The organism is Agromyces sp. NPDC058126, from assembly GCF_042884595.1.
Taxonomy (GTDB): domain Bacteria; phylum Actinomycetota; class Actinomycetes; order Actinomycetales; family Microbacteriaceae; genus Agromyces.
On sequence record NZ_JBHVTS010000005.1, the window covers coordinates 153,014 to 166,372 of the forward strand.

General features: G+C 74.0%; 12 protein-coding genes. 5 read left to right on the plus strand and 7 right to left on the minus strand.

Annotated features, from left to right (window positions below; all coding sequences use genetic code 11):
• Positions 1-70: 70 nt before the first annotated feature.
• The 3 genes from ACFVTR_RS15695 to ACFVTR_RS15705 are packed head-to-tail and all read left to right on the plus strand — an operon-like array spanning position 71 to position 2,167.
• Complete coding sequence (locus ACFVTR_RS15695; RefSeq protein ID WP_387038792.1) at positions 71-931, plus strand: Fpg/Nei family DNA glycosylase; 861 nt, start codon at positions 71-73, stop codon at positions 929-931.
• Between the two features lie 25 nt (positions 932-956).
• A complete protein-coding gene (locus ACFVTR_RS15700) occupies positions 957-1,550 on the plus strand; it encodes a GNAT family N-acetyltransferase (RefSeq protein ID WP_387038794.1) in 594 nt (197 codons plus the stop codon).
• Positions 1,547-2,167 carry a GNAT family N-acetyltransferase gene (locus ACFVTR_RS15705; RefSeq protein WP_387038796.1) on the plus strand — a complete coding sequence of 207 codons (621 nt, stop codon included), beginning with the start codon at positions 1,547-1,549 and terminating at the stop codon, positions 2,165-2,167. The genes ACFVTR_RS15700 and ACFVTR_RS15705 overlap by 4 nt, the downstream gene beginning before the upstream one ends.
• Here the strand turns inward: ACFVTR_RS15705 and ACFVTR_RS15710 are convergent.
• Positions 2,151-4,079: an anthranilate synthase family protein gene (locus tag ACFVTR_RS15710; RefSeq protein ID WP_387038797.1), complete on the minus strand. Its 1,929-nt coding sequence runs from the start codon at positions 4,077-4,079 to the stop codon at positions 2,151-2,153. The two genes, ACFVTR_RS15705 and ACFVTR_RS15710, sit on opposite strands and share 17 nt — an antisense overlap.
• 188 nt (positions 4,080-4,267) lie before the next feature.
• Here ACFVTR_RS15710 and ACFVTR_RS15715 point away from each other — a divergent pair, with 188 nt between their 5' ends.
• Positions 4,268-5,095 (plus strand): putative protein N(5)-glutamine methyltransferase, encoded by an 828-nt coding sequence (locus ACFVTR_RS15715; protein ID WP_387038799.1) that lies wholly within the window; start codon positions 4,268-4,270, stop codon positions 5,093-5,095.
• On the opposite strand, the gene ACFVTR_RS15720 is transcribed toward ACFVTR_RS15715, so the two are convergent.
• Positions 5,087-5,743 carry a phosphoribosyltransferase gene (locus ACFVTR_RS15720; RefSeq protein WP_387038800.1) on the minus strand — a complete coding sequence of 219 codons (657 nt, stop codon included), beginning with the start codon at positions 5,741-5,743 and terminating at the stop codon, positions 5,087-5,089. The two genes, ACFVTR_RS15715 and ACFVTR_RS15720, sit on opposite strands and share 9 nt — an antisense overlap.
• Positions 5,744-5,976: 233 nt before the next feature.
• On the opposite strand from ACFVTR_RS15720, the gene ACFVTR_RS15725 reads away from it, so the two are divergent.
• A complete protein-coding gene (locus ACFVTR_RS15725) occupies positions 5,977-7,713 on the plus strand; it encodes a substrate-binding domain-containing protein (protein WP_387038802.1) in 1,737 nt (578 codons plus the stop codon).
• A gap of 151 nt (positions 7,714-7,864) precedes the next feature.
• On the opposite strand, the gene ACFVTR_RS15730 is transcribed toward ACFVTR_RS15725, so the two are convergent.
• From ACFVTR_RS15730 to nadB, 5 genes are all read right to left on the minus strand, one after another.
• Positions 7,865-9,403, minus strand: coding sequence for a DHA2 family efflux MFS transporter permease subunit (locus ACFVTR_RS15730; protein WP_387038804.1), 1,539 nt, complete (start codon positions 9,401-9,403; stop codon positions 7,865-7,867).
• A gap of 184 nt (positions 9,404-9,587) precedes the next feature.
• A complete protein-coding gene (locus ACFVTR_RS15735) occupies positions 9,588-9,728 on the minus strand; it encodes a hypothetical protein (RefSeq protein ID WP_376947406.1) in 141 nt (46 codons plus the stop codon).
• Positions 9,725-10,870, minus strand: coding sequence for a cysteine desulfurase family protein (locus ACFVTR_RS15740; protein ID WP_387038806.1), 1,146 nt, complete (start codon positions 10,868-10,870; stop codon positions 9,725-9,727). Before ACFVTR_RS15740 ends, ACFVTR_RS15735 begins: the two co-directional genes overlap by 4 nt.
• The gene (gene nadC, locus ACFVTR_RS15745; RefSeq protein WP_387038808.1) at positions 10,867-11,778 is read right to left on the minus strand and encodes a carboxylating nicotinate-nucleotide diphosphorylase; all 912 of its coding nucleotides are present in this window, start codon (positions 11,776-11,778) and stop codon (positions 10,867-10,869) included. Before nadC ends, ACFVTR_RS15740 begins: the two co-directional genes overlap by 4 nt.
• Positions 11,778-13,358: an L-aspartate oxidase gene (gene nadB, locus ACFVTR_RS15750; protein ID WP_387038809.1), complete on the minus strand. Its 1,581-nt coding sequence runs from the start codon at positions 13,356-13,358 to the stop codon at positions 11,778-11,780. The genes nadC and nadB overlap by 1 nt, the downstream gene beginning before the upstream one ends.
• Position 13,359: the final 1 nt, after the last annotated feature.

Here is a 13,359-nt window from a genome sequence, read left to right on the forward strand (position 1 = left end):
AGGGCGCACGCGCCGGGTGCGGTGGCACCCGGCGCGTGCGTTCGTCGGCGGTCGGTGACAGGATGCCACTGTGCCCGAGCTTCCCGAAGTGCAGGCGCTCGCCGCGTTCCTCGCCGAGCGGGCGACCGGTCACGCCTACACCTCGCTGCGGGTCGCGGCGATCTCGGCGCTGAAGACCTTCGACCCGCCGCTCTCCGCGCTCGAGGGCACGCGCATCGAGGGGGTGCGCCGACACGGCAAGTTCGTCGACCTCGAGTCGTCGGGGCTCCACCTCGTGTTCCACCTCGCCCGTGCCGGCTGGCTCCGCTGGTACGACGAGGTCCCGGCGACCCCGGTCAAGCCCGGCCGATCGCCGCTCGCACTCCGGGTGAGGCTCGACGACGGTTCGGGCTTCGACCTCACCGAGGCCGGCACGAAGAAGTCGCTCGCCGTGTACGTCGTGCGCAGCCCGGCCGAGGTCCCGGGCATCGCACGACTCGGTCCCGACCCCACGGCCGCCGACTTCACGCTCGACGACTTCGCCGGCATCCTCGCCGGCCGCCGCACGCAGATCAAGGGCCTGCTGCGCGATCAGTCGGTGTTCGCGGGTATCGGCAACGCCTACTCCGACGAGATCCTGCACGCGGCGAAGCTCTCGCCGTACCTCCTCGCGGCGAAGCTCACCCCCGAGCAGCTCGAGGGGCTCTACCGCGCCATGCGCGACACCCTCGCCGACGCGGTGGCCGTGGCATCCGGTCGCCCGCCCGCCGAGCTGAAAGACGCCAAGCGCCGCGCGATGCGCGTGCACGGGCGCACCGGCGAGACCTGCGAGGTGTGCGGCGACACGATCAGGCAGGTGATCTTCGCCGACTCGACGTTCCAGTACTGCCCCGGGTGCCAGACCGGCGGCAAGCCGCTCGCCGACCGGGTGCTCTCCCGACTCGTGAAATGACGGGGGCGCCTGCGAGGCTGGGGGGATGACGACTTCCGAGGTGACCTGGCCGCGCCCTGCAGGCCCGCTCGAGCTCCGGCTGCCGACGCGCGAACTGCTCGACGAGGTGCTCGTCTGGCGCAACCGTCCCGAGGTGACCCGGTGGCTGCTGCGCACCGTGGTCGAGCCCGAGGCGTTCGCGACCACCTGGCTCGACGGCATCGACGACCCGCTCGATCACTCCGCCATCGCCGTGCACGGCGACGAGGTCGTCGGCACCGGCTCGCTCTGGCTGACCGACGCGATGGGGCAGACCCACGGCGACCCCGCGAACTACGTGCGCGCCGAGGCGGGTATCGGCTACGGCATCGCGCCCGCCCACGCGGGCCGCGGCTACGCGACCGACATCGCGAGGGCCCTGCTCGACCTCGCGTTCGGCGAACTCGGCGTTCACCGGGTCACCGCGGGATGCTACGCCGACAACATCGGTTCGTGGCGGGTCATGGAGAAGCTCGGCATGCGTCGCGAACAGCACGGCGTGCGCGACTCATGGCACGCCGAGCTCGGCTGGATCGACGGCTACACCTACGCCATCCTCGCCGACGAGTGGCGGGCGCAGCAGGTTCCGACGGCGCCGTGAGCGACCGTCGCCCGTACCCGCTCTCCACCGAACGCCTGCGGCTCACCCCGCTCGTCGAGGCCGACCTCGACGAGGTGCACGCGATCTACGGCGACCCGGGCACCTGGCTGCATCTCCCGAGCGGGCGTCATCGCGACCTCGCGGCCACCGCCGCGATGCTCGGGCGTTCGGCCGAGAGCTGGCGCACGGCCGGGGTCGGCACCTGGGTGGTGCGTCGCGGCGACCCCGAGGCGCGGCGTCTCGGGGTGCCTGCAGAGACCGTGATCGGCACGGCCGCGGCGACCGCGATCGACGGCGGCATGCTGAACCTCGGCTACCGCTTCGCGCCGTCGGCGTGGGGCACGGGCTACGCGAGCGAGGCGGCGTCGGCCGTGCTCGCCGCCGCCCGTGTCGCCGCGCCCGATCGCGCGATGACGGCGCGCGTGCTCGTCGCCAACCCCGCCTCGGTCAAGGTGCTCGAGCGGCTCGACCTCGAACTGCGGTGGAGCGGCGGCGGCACGGTCGCCGACGAGGTGACGACGGGCGCCGCGTCCCCGTCGTCGGCCCTCGCTCGACGCATCTACGCCGACCGCCCCCTCGACGACGAGCAGCTGCGCGCGCTCATCGCCCTCGGCTGACCGCTTGCCCGACGGGTGCCGGGGCGTCGCCCGCCTCGGCGCCGAGCGCCTCACCGGCGAGCACGCCGTCGGTGAGCACGCCGTCGACGAGCCGCTCGAGCGTCGCGAGACCGTCGATCGAGAGCACCGACTCGAGATGCCCCTGCACCGAGGCGACACCGTGGCCCCGCAAGGCGTGCACCGCCCCGGTGCCGGGGTCGGAGGCGATCTCGAACCCGTGATTCGGCGTCGTGAGGTGACCCGCGTCGAACGCCGTGAAGGTGTTGTAGTACCCGATGCTCGCCTGCTCGCCGAAGACCTCGACCCTGCGCTGCACTCCCTGCTGCGGGACCGCGAGCGGAGCGATCGCGAGCCCCGACAGCCGTGCGAGCACCTGATGGCTCAGGCACACCGCGAGCATCGGCGCGCGTTGCGCGAGCCGGGCGGCGATGAGCTCGTGCAGCCGCGCCATGCGCGGGTCGGCAGCGTCGCGCGGGTCGCCGGGGCCGGGGCCGAAGACGACGAGTTCGTCGTCGGGGGCCGCCGGCGCCTCGTGCCACGGCACGATGCGGGCGTCGAGCCCGAGATGCCGCAGCTGGTGGGCGAGCATCGTGGTGAAGTCGTCGCCGGCGTCGACCACGAGGGCGCGGGCGCCGCGCGGTGCGGCCGACGGTTGCGGGGTGCTCCAGAACGAGGCGAGCTGCGCGTTGCGCGCGTCGAGCAGCGGGTGCGACGCGGATGTCTCGGCGCCCGGCCCGCCCGACGGCGTCGGCGCCGTGGCATCCTGCCGGGGGAGCGCGCCGATCGCGGTGAGCACTCCGGCCGCCTTCGCGTGGGTCTCGGCGACCTCGCCGTCGGGATCGGAGTGGCGCACGAGGGTCGCGCCCACCGGCACGCGCACCGTGCCCGCGCCGTCGAGGTAGGCCGTGCGGATGAGGATGGGCGCATCGAGGTCGTAGCCCGCGGCGGTCGGGGTGAAACGGGCCAGCACGCCCGCGTAGTAGCCGCGCGGGGTCGCCTCGTGCCGGGCGATCACGGTGCAGGCGTTGCCCATCGGCGATCCGGTGACGGTCGGTGCGAACATCGTGCGTCGCAGAACCTCACGAGGGTCGAGGGCGCTGCGCCCCTCGAGCAGGTACTCGGTGTGGGTGAGGCGCGACATGCGCTTCAGGAACGGGCCGCGGATGCGCCCGCCGTCGGGGCAGACGGCGCTCATCATCTTGAGCTCCTCGTCGACCACCATGACGAGCTCCTCGCGCTCCTTCACATCCTCGAGGAACGCCTCGAGCGCGGTGTCGTCGGGCGGACCGTCGAGATGCCGGAACGTACCGCTGATCGGGTTCATCGAGACGACCCCGCCCACCTGGCTGACGTGCCGCTCGGGCGTCGCCCCGACCGCGGAGAGGCCCGGCGTGTGCACCGCGAAGGTCCAGAAGGCGCCGCGCTCGTGCTCGAGGAGGGCGCGAAGCCAGCCGAGCACGGCGTGCGAGGCGGGCGCGGTCGTCGTGCCGGTGAACTCGCGCCGGATCACGAAGTTCGCGCCCTCGCCGCGCCCGATCTCGTCGGCGATGACCCGGCGCACGGTGGCCGCGTACTCGGCGTCGGGCACGTCGACCGCGAGATCGCCGACCACGACGGGATGCCGCGGCAGCAGGCCGATCGCCGCGTCGACCGGAAGCGTCTCGCGCTCGCGGACGACGAGGCAGCGGAGAGGCGCCCCGTCGTCGAGGGCGTCGAACCCGCGCTCGCGCACCTGGCGGAACGGCACGAGGGCGAGCACCTCCGCCCCGTCGAGCGGGATGTCGGCGAGGTTCGCCACGTCGACGACCTCGCCCACGAGGACGTCGAGCGTCGCCGCGCGCTCGCGGCGGATCACGGCGAAGGGCGGCGGCTCGCTCGCGGCGAGCAGCGTGGAAAGCAGCGTCATGGTCATCTCCGGTCGGGCCCTCGGAAGGACCCTCCGCAGAAACGCGAAACGACCGCCCTCGGGCGGTCGTCGTACGTCGAAACGCGTGGCCGCCTAGGAGGCGGGCCACCAGTTGCGGTTCGACGTGGTCATGCCGAGCACACTACGGCATGCCGAGCGAACGCGCCACGGCGCCGTCGCGCTACGATCCGGGGATGCCTCCCGCCGATGCGTCCTCGACCCCGAACGCCGTCTCCGCCGACGACGCGCTCGTCGCCCGGCTGCGCGCGGCAGGCTGCGTCTTCGCCGAGGACGAGGCGGCGCTGCTCGTCGGCGCGAGCGCCGACCCCGAGCGGGTGGAGGAGCTGGTGGCGCGTCGCGTCGCGGGCGAGCCGCTCGAGGCGCTGCTCGGCTGGGCCGAATTCGCGGGGCTCCGGCTCGACGTCGAGCCCGGGGCGTTCGTGCCGCGGCACCGCACCGAGGCGCTCGCCGCCGAGGCCGCGCGTCGCGCGCGGCTGGCCTCGGCGGACCACGGCCGCCCCGCCGTGGTCGTCGACCTCTGCTGCGGCGTCGGTGCGATCGGGGCCGTCGTGGCCGAGACCGCAGGGCCGGTCGTGCTCCTCGCCGCCGACCTCGACCCCGCCGCCGTCCGCGCCGCCCGGCGCAACCTCGAACCGCGCGGCGGACGGGTCTTCGAGGGCGACCTCTACGAGGCCCTGCCGCAGGAGTTCGCCGGTCGGGTCGACGTGCTCGCCGCCAACGCGCCCTACGTGCCGAGCGAGGAGATCGCGTTCATGCCGCCCGAGGCTCGCGACCACGAGGCGCGCATCGCACTCGACGGCGGAACCGACGGGCTCGACGTGCATCGGCGGGTCGCGGCATCCGCCGCTCATTGGCTGGCGCCCGGCGGCAGCCTCGTCATCGAGACGAGCGAGCGCCAGGCCGAGACGGCCGCCGCCCTCATTCGGCGCGGCGGGCTCGACGCCGTCGTCGTCGAGGACGACGACGTGACCCTCGTCATCGGGTCGCGACCCTCAGTCTGAACGGGCCGCGGCGAGCATCCGCGCGACCTCCGCGTCCTCCGTCTGACGGAAGTCGAGGTAGTGCATCCCGACGGCCATGAAGCCGGGCGGCGCGAGCAGGCAGATCACCTCGTCGACCTCGGGCATCGCCGCGATCTCGGCGAGGCTCTCGGGTGCGCCGACCGGCGTCGCGACGATGAGGCGTGCGGCACCCCGCGCGTGCGCGACGCGGCACGCGACCCGCATCGTCGCCCCGGTGGCGACGCCGTCGTCGACGAGCACCGCGGTCCTGCCCGTGAGCGGGATCGGCTCGGCGCCGCCGCGGAATCGCGTGACGCGGGCCTCGAGCTCGGCGCGTTCGCGACGTTCGACGGCGGCGAGTTCCGCGCGGGCGGCGCGGAATCCGGCGAGGACGTCGTCGTTGAGCACTCGGGCGCCCGCCTCGCCGATCGCCCCCATCGCCAGTTCGGCCCGGCCCGGCACGCCGAGCTTGCGCACCACGAGCACGTCGAGCGGGGCGCCGAGCGCCGCCGCGACCGGTGCGGCCACCGGCACCCCGCCGCGCGGGAGCCCGAGCACGACCGCTGCCGGCGCCGGCCCGCCGAACTCGGCGAGGAGTCGATCGGCGAGCGCCCGACCGGCTTCGTCGCGATTCGTGAACGTGTCCATGTGGCTCGTCGGGAGACCCTCCTGGCCGCCCCTCCTCCTTCCGGACTAGTCCTCCGGACGGGGCTCGTCAAGCCGTCGCCGGACGTGCCGTGCACGGGCCCGCCGGACGGCGAGAAGTCGAGCGGAGTTCGCGTTCGCGGCCACGTCGCCTACACTGAGGCAAATCCTTCCCCGCCCCGGGGAACCCGAACAAGGATTCAGCGGGCCCCCGATCCCGCTTGCTTGGAGAGCCAGTGGGACGTCATACCGTCGCGGCGTCGGCGAAGAAGCCGCACCGCAATCTCGTCATGTCCATCATCGGCGCGGTCGCCGTGATCGGCATCGTCGGCTCGGGGGTCTTCCTCTGGGTCGGCGGTCATCTCGATCCGCTGCTCGCCACGGCCGACCCGGGATGCACCGAACCCGAACAGCTCGTCGTCGTCGCCGACCGTTCGATCGCCCCGGCGCTCGCCGACATCGCCGACACCTTCGACCGCAAGTCGGGGGAGTGCGTCACGACCGAGATCACCGCACAGGACTCCGCCGACACGGCCGCCGTGCTCGCGTCGGGCGGCGTCGACGCCGACGTGTGGGTGCCCGAGTCGAGCGTCTGGCTCGATCGCATGAACGCGACCTCCGCCTCACTGGGGCAGGCCGCTCCCGAGGTCGACGCGCGTGCCTCGGTCGCCTCGACGCCGGTCGTCTTCGCCGCGGCCGCCACGGATGCCACCGAACTCGCGAGCGAGCCGGTCAGCTGGTCGCGCGTGCTCGGCGGCGCACTGCCGACGATCCTGCCCGACCCCGAGGCATCCGCAGCGAGCCTCGCCGGGCTGCTCGCACTGCGCGGGCACTCCTCGGCAGAGGACCCCCGTCAGTTCGCCGGCGCGATGATCGCGCTCGGCAAGTCGATCCCCGCGTCGACGAGCGCCGCATTCAGCGCGCTCGGTGCCGGTGACACTCCCTCGGTCGTCATCACGACGGAGGCGCAGGTCGCCGCCTACAACAGCGAGGAGCCGCCCGAGCCGCTCGTCGCCGCGTACCCGGCCGACGGCACGCTCGCGCTCGACTACCCGTTCGTCCGACTCGCCGCCCCGAGCGCCGAGGGCGACGCCGAGGGCGACGAACCCGCCGCCGACGGCGAGGACACGGCCGGCGACGGCGAGAAGGCCACGACGAAGTCCGAGCTGCTCGACGCATTCGAGGCCGCCGTGCGCGACGCCGCCAAGCCGTTCGCGAAGGCCGGATTCCGTGCCGCCGACGGCAGCGGGCTCCTCGACCTGCCGGGTGTCGGCACCGAGGGCCCCGCCGCCGAACCCGCTGCCGACGCGGCGACGCAGCTCGAGATCCTGCGGGCCTGGGGCGTGCTGACGCTGCGTTCGCGCATGCTCGCCGTCATCGACGTCTCGGGGTCGATGGAGGAGCCGGCTGAGAACGGCCTGCGACGCATCGACATCTTCCAGCAGGCGGCGCTCGGCGCCATGCAGAAGTTCTCGGGCGAGGTCGAACTCGGCGTCTGGGTCTTCTCGACCGCCCGCAACGGCGAGCTCGACTACGAGGACCTCTCGCCGATCGCACCGCTCGCCGACGCCGCGCACACGCAGCAGATCGCGGGCGTCATCCAGTCGCTGCCTGCGCGCCTCGGCGGCGCCACAGGTCTGTACGACACCACGCTGGCCGCCGTGAAGCGGGTGCGCGAGACGTACGACCCCGAGAAGGTGAACTCGGTGCTGCTCATCACCGACGGCAAGAACGAGGACGAGAACGGCATCTCGCTCGACGCGCTCCTCGCGGAGCTCAAGAAGCTCGACGACCCGACCAAGCCGGTGCCCGTCATCATGATCGGCTTCGGCCCCGACACCGACCTCGCGGCGATGAAGCAGATCGCCCAGGCGACGCAGGGAGCCGCCTACTCCGCCTCGAAGCCCGGGGATCTCAGCACCGTGCTCGTGGATGCGCTCTCGCAGCGCTCCTGCCGCCCGAACTGCGGCTGAGCACGGGAGCCTCGCGACGACGGCGACGAGCCGCGCGACGACGAAACGGCCCGGGCGCGAACGCCCGGGCCGTTTCGTGTCTGCGGTGTGTGCGGCGCCTCGTGGACCGCGCGGCGGCCGCCCGATGAGAGGCAGCCGGCCGGTGCGCGCGTCAGTGGCCGACCGGCGCGCCCTGCTCCATGTCGGCGGGCTTGCGCACGAGGAACGCGCCGACCACCGCGAGGAGCGAGATGATCGCGCCCACGAGGAACGCCGCGCGGATGCCTGCCGCCTCGGCGGCGATCGCCGGGGCGCCGCCCGCCGCCACGGTCGCGGTACGTGAGGTCATCACGGTGATGAACAGCGCCGTGCCCGCCGCGCCGGCGACCTGCTGGATCGTGCCGAGGATCGCCGAACCGTGCGAGTAGAAGCGAGGCTCGACCGAGCCGAGCGCCGAGGTGAACAGCGGCGTGAAGGTGAACGCCAGGGCGGTCGACATCACGATGTGCGCGATGAGCACGAGCCACGCGGGGGTCGACTCGGTCACGAGCGTGAGGCTCCAGAGCACCGCCGAGACGCCGATCGTGCCGGGCACGAGCAGCGGCGTCGGCCCGAAGCGATCGTAGAGCCGGCCGACGGTCGGGCCGAACAGCCCCATGATGAGCCCGCCCGGCAGCAGCAGGAGGCCGGTCATGAGCGGCTCGAGCCCGAGCACGTTCTGCAGGTAGATCGGCAGCAGGATGATCGTGCCGAACAGGGCGGCCATCATCACCGTCATGAGGGCGATCGAGACGGCGAAGTTGCGCGAGGTGAACGTGCGGAGATCGAGCAGCGCGCGGTCGGTGCGCTGCAGCACGAGCTGCCGCAGGATGAAGGCGGCGACGCCGGCCACGCCGACCGCGATCGAGATCCACATGGCGGTCTGGTCGGCGGGGGAGCGGCCGCTCACGACGCCGCCGACGAGGCTCAGGCCGTAGACGAGCCCGCCGAACCCGAGCGCGGAGAGCACCACGGAGAAGGCGTCGATCGGCAGCTCGCGGGTCTCGCTGACGTTCTCGACGCGACGGATGCCGATGACGAGCATGACGAGCGCGATCGGCAGCACGAGCCAGAACATGTACCGCCACGACAGGAACGTCAGGATGACCCCCGAGATCGTGGGGCCGATGGCGGGCGCGACCGACATGACGATCGAGACCCGGCCCATGAAGCGGCCGCGGTCGGCGGGCGCGACGAGGGTCATGAGGGTCGTCATCAGCAGCGGCATCATGATGGCGGTGCCGGTGGCCTGCACGACGCGGGCACCGAGCAGCACCTCGAAGCCGGGGGCGAGGGCGGCGATGAGCGTGCCCGCCGAGAACAGGCTCATCGCGAGGATGAACACCGGACGCGTCGGGATGCGCTGCAGCAGGAAGCCCGTGATCGGGATCACGACCGCCATCGTCAGCATGAACGCCGTGGTGAGCCACTGCGCCTGCGAGAGCGTGATGTCGAGGTCGGTGACGAGGTGCGGGATCGCGACGCCCATGATCGTCTCGTTGAGGAAGACGACGAAGGTCGCGGCGAGCAGCAGCCAGATGACCCGCGAGTTGCGGGCGCCGTGCGCGGGCTGGTGGGCGACGACCGCCGCGTCTTGGGCGGCGGCCTCGGCGCTGATGGCCGGGGTGGATGCGGTCGAGGGATCGAGGTCGGATACGGCGCGTTCGGTCACAGCGGTGAGTCCAATCGAGATCGGCGCGGGCGCGCCGGAGTCAAGCGTCGAAACGTGAGAAAGATCGAATAGGTGGGTCAACCCGCGAGAGGCGACGCGCTATTCCCAGATGCCGAGATCGATCGGAATGCATGGAACGCGGTCGCCGTGACGACCGCGTTCACGAGAATGCGGGGGTCGCGGGTTACGGTGCCGGCGCCGGACCGTCGGTCGGCGTCGGACGAGGCAGCCAGCCCTCGAGCAGCTGCTCTTCGGGAGCCAGCTCGTTCTCGACGCGGTGGTCGCGTGCGGCGTCGTCGGCAGGTGCGGGAGTGGAATCGCTCATGGCGCCACGATACCGCGCACCGCCGACACGGCGCGGACCACGGCGGTCGCGGCATCCTCGATCTCGCTCGCCGTCGTCGACGAACCGAGCGTGAACCGCACCGCCGTCTGGGCGAGCTCGCCCGGCACGCCGATCGCCGTGAGCACGTGCGAGGGTTCGTCGCTGCCCGCGGCGCAGGCCGAGCCGCTCGAGCAGACGACGCCGTCGCGTTCGAGTTCGAGCAGCACGGCCTCGCCGCTCGTGCCGGGGAAGACGAACGACACCGTGCCGGGCAGCCGCCGGGTCGCATCGCCCGTGAGCCGGGCGTCGGGCACCTCGGCGAGCACGCGCGCCGCGAGCCGGGTGCCGAGCGCGCCCACTCGGGCGGAGGACGCGACGCGGTCGGCCTCGGCGAGCCGGAGCGCCGTCGCGAAGGCGACCGCGCCCGCGACGTTCTCGGTGCCCGACCGTCGCCCGCGCTCCTGTCCGCCGCCGTGCAGCACCGCCTCGATCGGCAGGCGGCCGCGCACGACGAGTGCGCCGGTGCCCTTCGGGGCGCCGACCTTGTGACCCGCGAGCGAGAGCGCGTCGACGCCGAGCGCGTCGAGCGAGAGCGGCAGCCACCCGGCGGCCTGCACTGCGTCGCTGTGCATCAGGGCGCCGTGCTCGTGGGCGAGCGCCGCGAGTTCCGCGACGGGCTGCACGGTGCCGATCTCGTTGTTCGCGAGCTGCACCGAGACGAGGGCGGTGTCGGGGCGCAGCACGGCGGCGAGGGCCTCGGGCGAGACGAGCCCGGCGCCGTCCACCGCGACCTCGGAGACCTCGAAGCCGTGATGGCGCGCGAGGTACGCCGCCGACTCGAGCACGGCCTCGTGCTCGATGGGGGAGACCACGAGATGGCGGCCGCGGGGGGAGGCCAGTGAGAGCCCCTTCACGGCAAGGTTGTCGGCCTCGGTGCCGCCGCTCGTGAACACGACGTCGCCAGGACGGGCGCCGACGACCTCGGCGACCGCGAGGCGGGCGGCGGCGAGCGCGCGCGCGGCCTCGTCGCCGAGTCCGTGCCGGCTCGACGGGTTGCCGAACGCCCCCGTCAGGAACGGCCACATCGCCTCGAGCGCCTCGCGGCGCACGGGCGTGGTCGCCGCGTGGTCGAGGAAGATCACGGGGTCCCCGCAGGGCCGGGGGCCGGGACGCGGGCGGCGGCATGCGCCGGGGCCGGCGCCTCGACGACGACGTCGAGGCCGAGGTCGAGCGAGCGCACCGAATGCGTGAGCGCTCCGACCGAGATCACGTCGACCCCGGTGGCGGCGATCGCCGCCACCGTGTCGAGCGACACCCCGCCCGAGGCCTCCACGATCGCGCGGCCCGCGATGCGGGCGACGCCGTCGACGAGCTCGTCGGTCGTGAAGTTGTCGAGCATGATCGTGTCGGCGCCGCCCGCGAGCACCGCGTCGATCTGGTCGACGCGGTCGACCTCGACCTCGAGGTGCGCGGTGTGGGGCATCCGCTCGCGCGCCGCGCGCAGCGCCGCCGCGAGGTCGGTGCCGTCCGCGGTGAGCACGGCGAGGTGGTTGTCCTTCGCCATGATCGCGTCGGAGAGCGAACGGCGGTGGTTGCGCCCGCCGCCGTCGCGCACGGCCTGGCGTTCGAGGCTGCGGAGGCCCGGCGTCGTCTTGCGGGTGTCGACGATGCGGGCCCGGGTGCCCTCGGCCGCGGCGACGTAGCGCGCCGTCAGCGTGGCGATGCCCGACATGCGCTGCACGAGGTTGAGGCCCACGCGCTCGGCGCGCAGGATGCCCCGGGCCGGACCCTGCACGCGCGCGAGCACCTGTCCCGCGGCGAAGGGCTCGCCGTCGGCGGCGAGCGGCTCGACCGCGATGCGGGCGTCGACGAGCCGGAACGCCGCGGCGAACACCTCGATGCCGCTGAGCACGCCCGGTTCGCGGGCGACGAGCTCGGCCGTCGCGCGCGCCGACTGCGGGATCAGCGTCTCACTGGTGAGGTCGCCCCACGGGGCGTCCTCGTCGAGGGCCATCGTCACGACGCGGTCGATCTCACGGGCTTCGGTCATCAGGCGGCCTCCAGTTCGGGCGCGGGTTCGACGGCGACGGGCACGGCGACGTCGGTGCGGAAGTGCGCGCCGACGCTGTCGCGCCGCGCGAGGGCGGCGGCGACCGTGAGCCGGGCGAGGTCGAGCAGGTTGCGGTCCTCGGCCGAGCGGCGGTCGACGGGTTCGGGGGCGCGCCAGCCGTCGAGCTGCTCGGATGCCTCGCGCAGCCCCCGCTTGTCGCGCTCGAGCCCGACGCGGTGCCACATGAGCTCCTGCAGCGCGGCGCGGTCGACGGTCGGGTGCGCTCCGTCGGCACCGCGGCGTGACACACCGGGGTGCGCGGGGGCCGGCTCGGCGTGGCGCCCCGGACTGCCGACGGACGGAACGGGGCCGGCCGCAGCCAGTTCGCCGGTCGCGGCCGGCTCGGCGGCGATCGCCCGGGCCGCCCGCTCGGCGAACACTGCGGCTTCGAGCAGCGAGTTCGAGGCGAGCCGGTTGGCGCCGTGCACGCCGGTGCGCGCGCACTCGCCGACGGCGTAGAGCCCGGGCAGGCTCGCCCGCCCGTCGAGATCGGTCGCGATGCCGCCCATCGCATAGTGCGCGGCAGGCGTCACGGGTATGGGCTCGCGGCTCCAGTCGAATCCGGCGTCGCGCACCACGCGGTCGAGCCCCGGAAAGCGCGCGGCGAGGAACCCCGCGCCGAGCGCGGTGGCGTCGAGGCGCACGGGCTCGCCGCCCTGCGCGGCCATGCGCCGCCAGACCGCGCGGGCGACCACGTCGCGCGGGGCGAGCTCGGCGTCGGGGTGCACATGGGGCATGAACCGCTGCCCCGACGCGTCGCGGAGCACCGCGCCCTCGCCGCGCACGGCCTCGGAGATGAGCGGCGTGCCGGGGGCGCCGAGCGCCGTCGGGTGGAACTGCGTGAACTCGAGGTCGGCGACCGTCGCCCCCGCACGCGAGGCGGCCGCGACGCCGTCGCCGGTCGCCACGTCGGGGTTCGTGGTGTGCCGGTAGAGGCGTCCGCTGCCGCCGGTCGCGAGCACGACCGCGTCGGCGCGTCGCTCGCCGATCGCGCCGTGCTCGTCGAGGAGGCGGGCGCCGACGACGGCCGGTCGACCGCCGGGGCCGGGGTCGACGAGGAGGTCGAGGAGCATCGTGCGCTCGTCGATGCGCACCGCGCGCCGTCGCACGGTGCCGACGAGCGCCGCCTCGATGGCCGCGCCCGTCGCGTCGCCGCCGGCGTGCACGATGCGGGCGCGCGAGTGCGCCGCCTCGAGCCCGCGCTCCAGGCCCGAGTCGCCGCGGTCGAAGGCGACGCCGAACCGGATCAGGTCGCGCACGCGCGCGGGCCCCTCGTCGCAGAGCACCCGCACGGCCTCGGGGTCGGCGAGCCCCGCCCCCGCGGCGAGCGTGTCGGCGATGTGCCGGGCGGCCGAGTCGTCGGGGAAGAGCGCCGCGGCGATGCCGCCCTGCGCGTACCTCGTGTTCGTCTCGGCGAGCTCGGTCTTCGTGACGAGCTCGACCGAGCAGCCGGCATCGGCCGCGCGCACCGCCGCCCAGAGGCCCGCGATGCCGCCGCCGATGACGAGCACGCGCGTCATG

What these genes read in the sequence shown, in the direction of transcription:
- ACFVTR_RS15715 (WP_387038799.1), top strand. Translation starts at nt 4,268, where the DNA reads ATGCCTCCCGCCGATGCGTCCTCGACCCCGAACGCCGTCTCCGCCGAC.
- ACFVTR_RS15710 (WP_387038797.1), bottom strand. Translation starts at nt 4,079, where the DNA reads ATGACCATGACGCTGCTTTCCACGCTGCTCGCCGCGAGCGAGCCGCCG.
- nadC (WP_387038808.1), bottom strand. Translation starts at nt 11,778, where the DNA reads ATGACCGAAGCCCGTGAGATCGACCGCGTCGTGACGATGGCCCTCGAC.
- ACFVTR_RS15720 (WP_387038800.1), bottom strand. Translation starts at nt 5,743, where the DNA reads ATGGACACGTTCACGAATCGCGACGAAGCCGGTCGGGCGCTCGCCGAT.
- ACFVTR_RS15700 (WP_387038794.1), top strand. Translation starts at nt 957, where the DNA reads ATGACGACTTCCGAGGTGACCTGGCCGCGCCCTGCAGGCCCGCTCGAG.
- nadB (WP_387038809.1), bottom strand. Translation starts at nt 13,358, where the DNA reads ATGACGCGCGTGCTCGTCATCGGCGGCGGCATCGCGGGCCTCTGGGCG.
- ACFVTR_RS15735 (WP_376947406.1), bottom strand. Translation starts at nt 9,728, where the DNA reads ATGAGCGATTCCACTCCCGCACCTGCCGACGACGCCGCACGCGACCAC.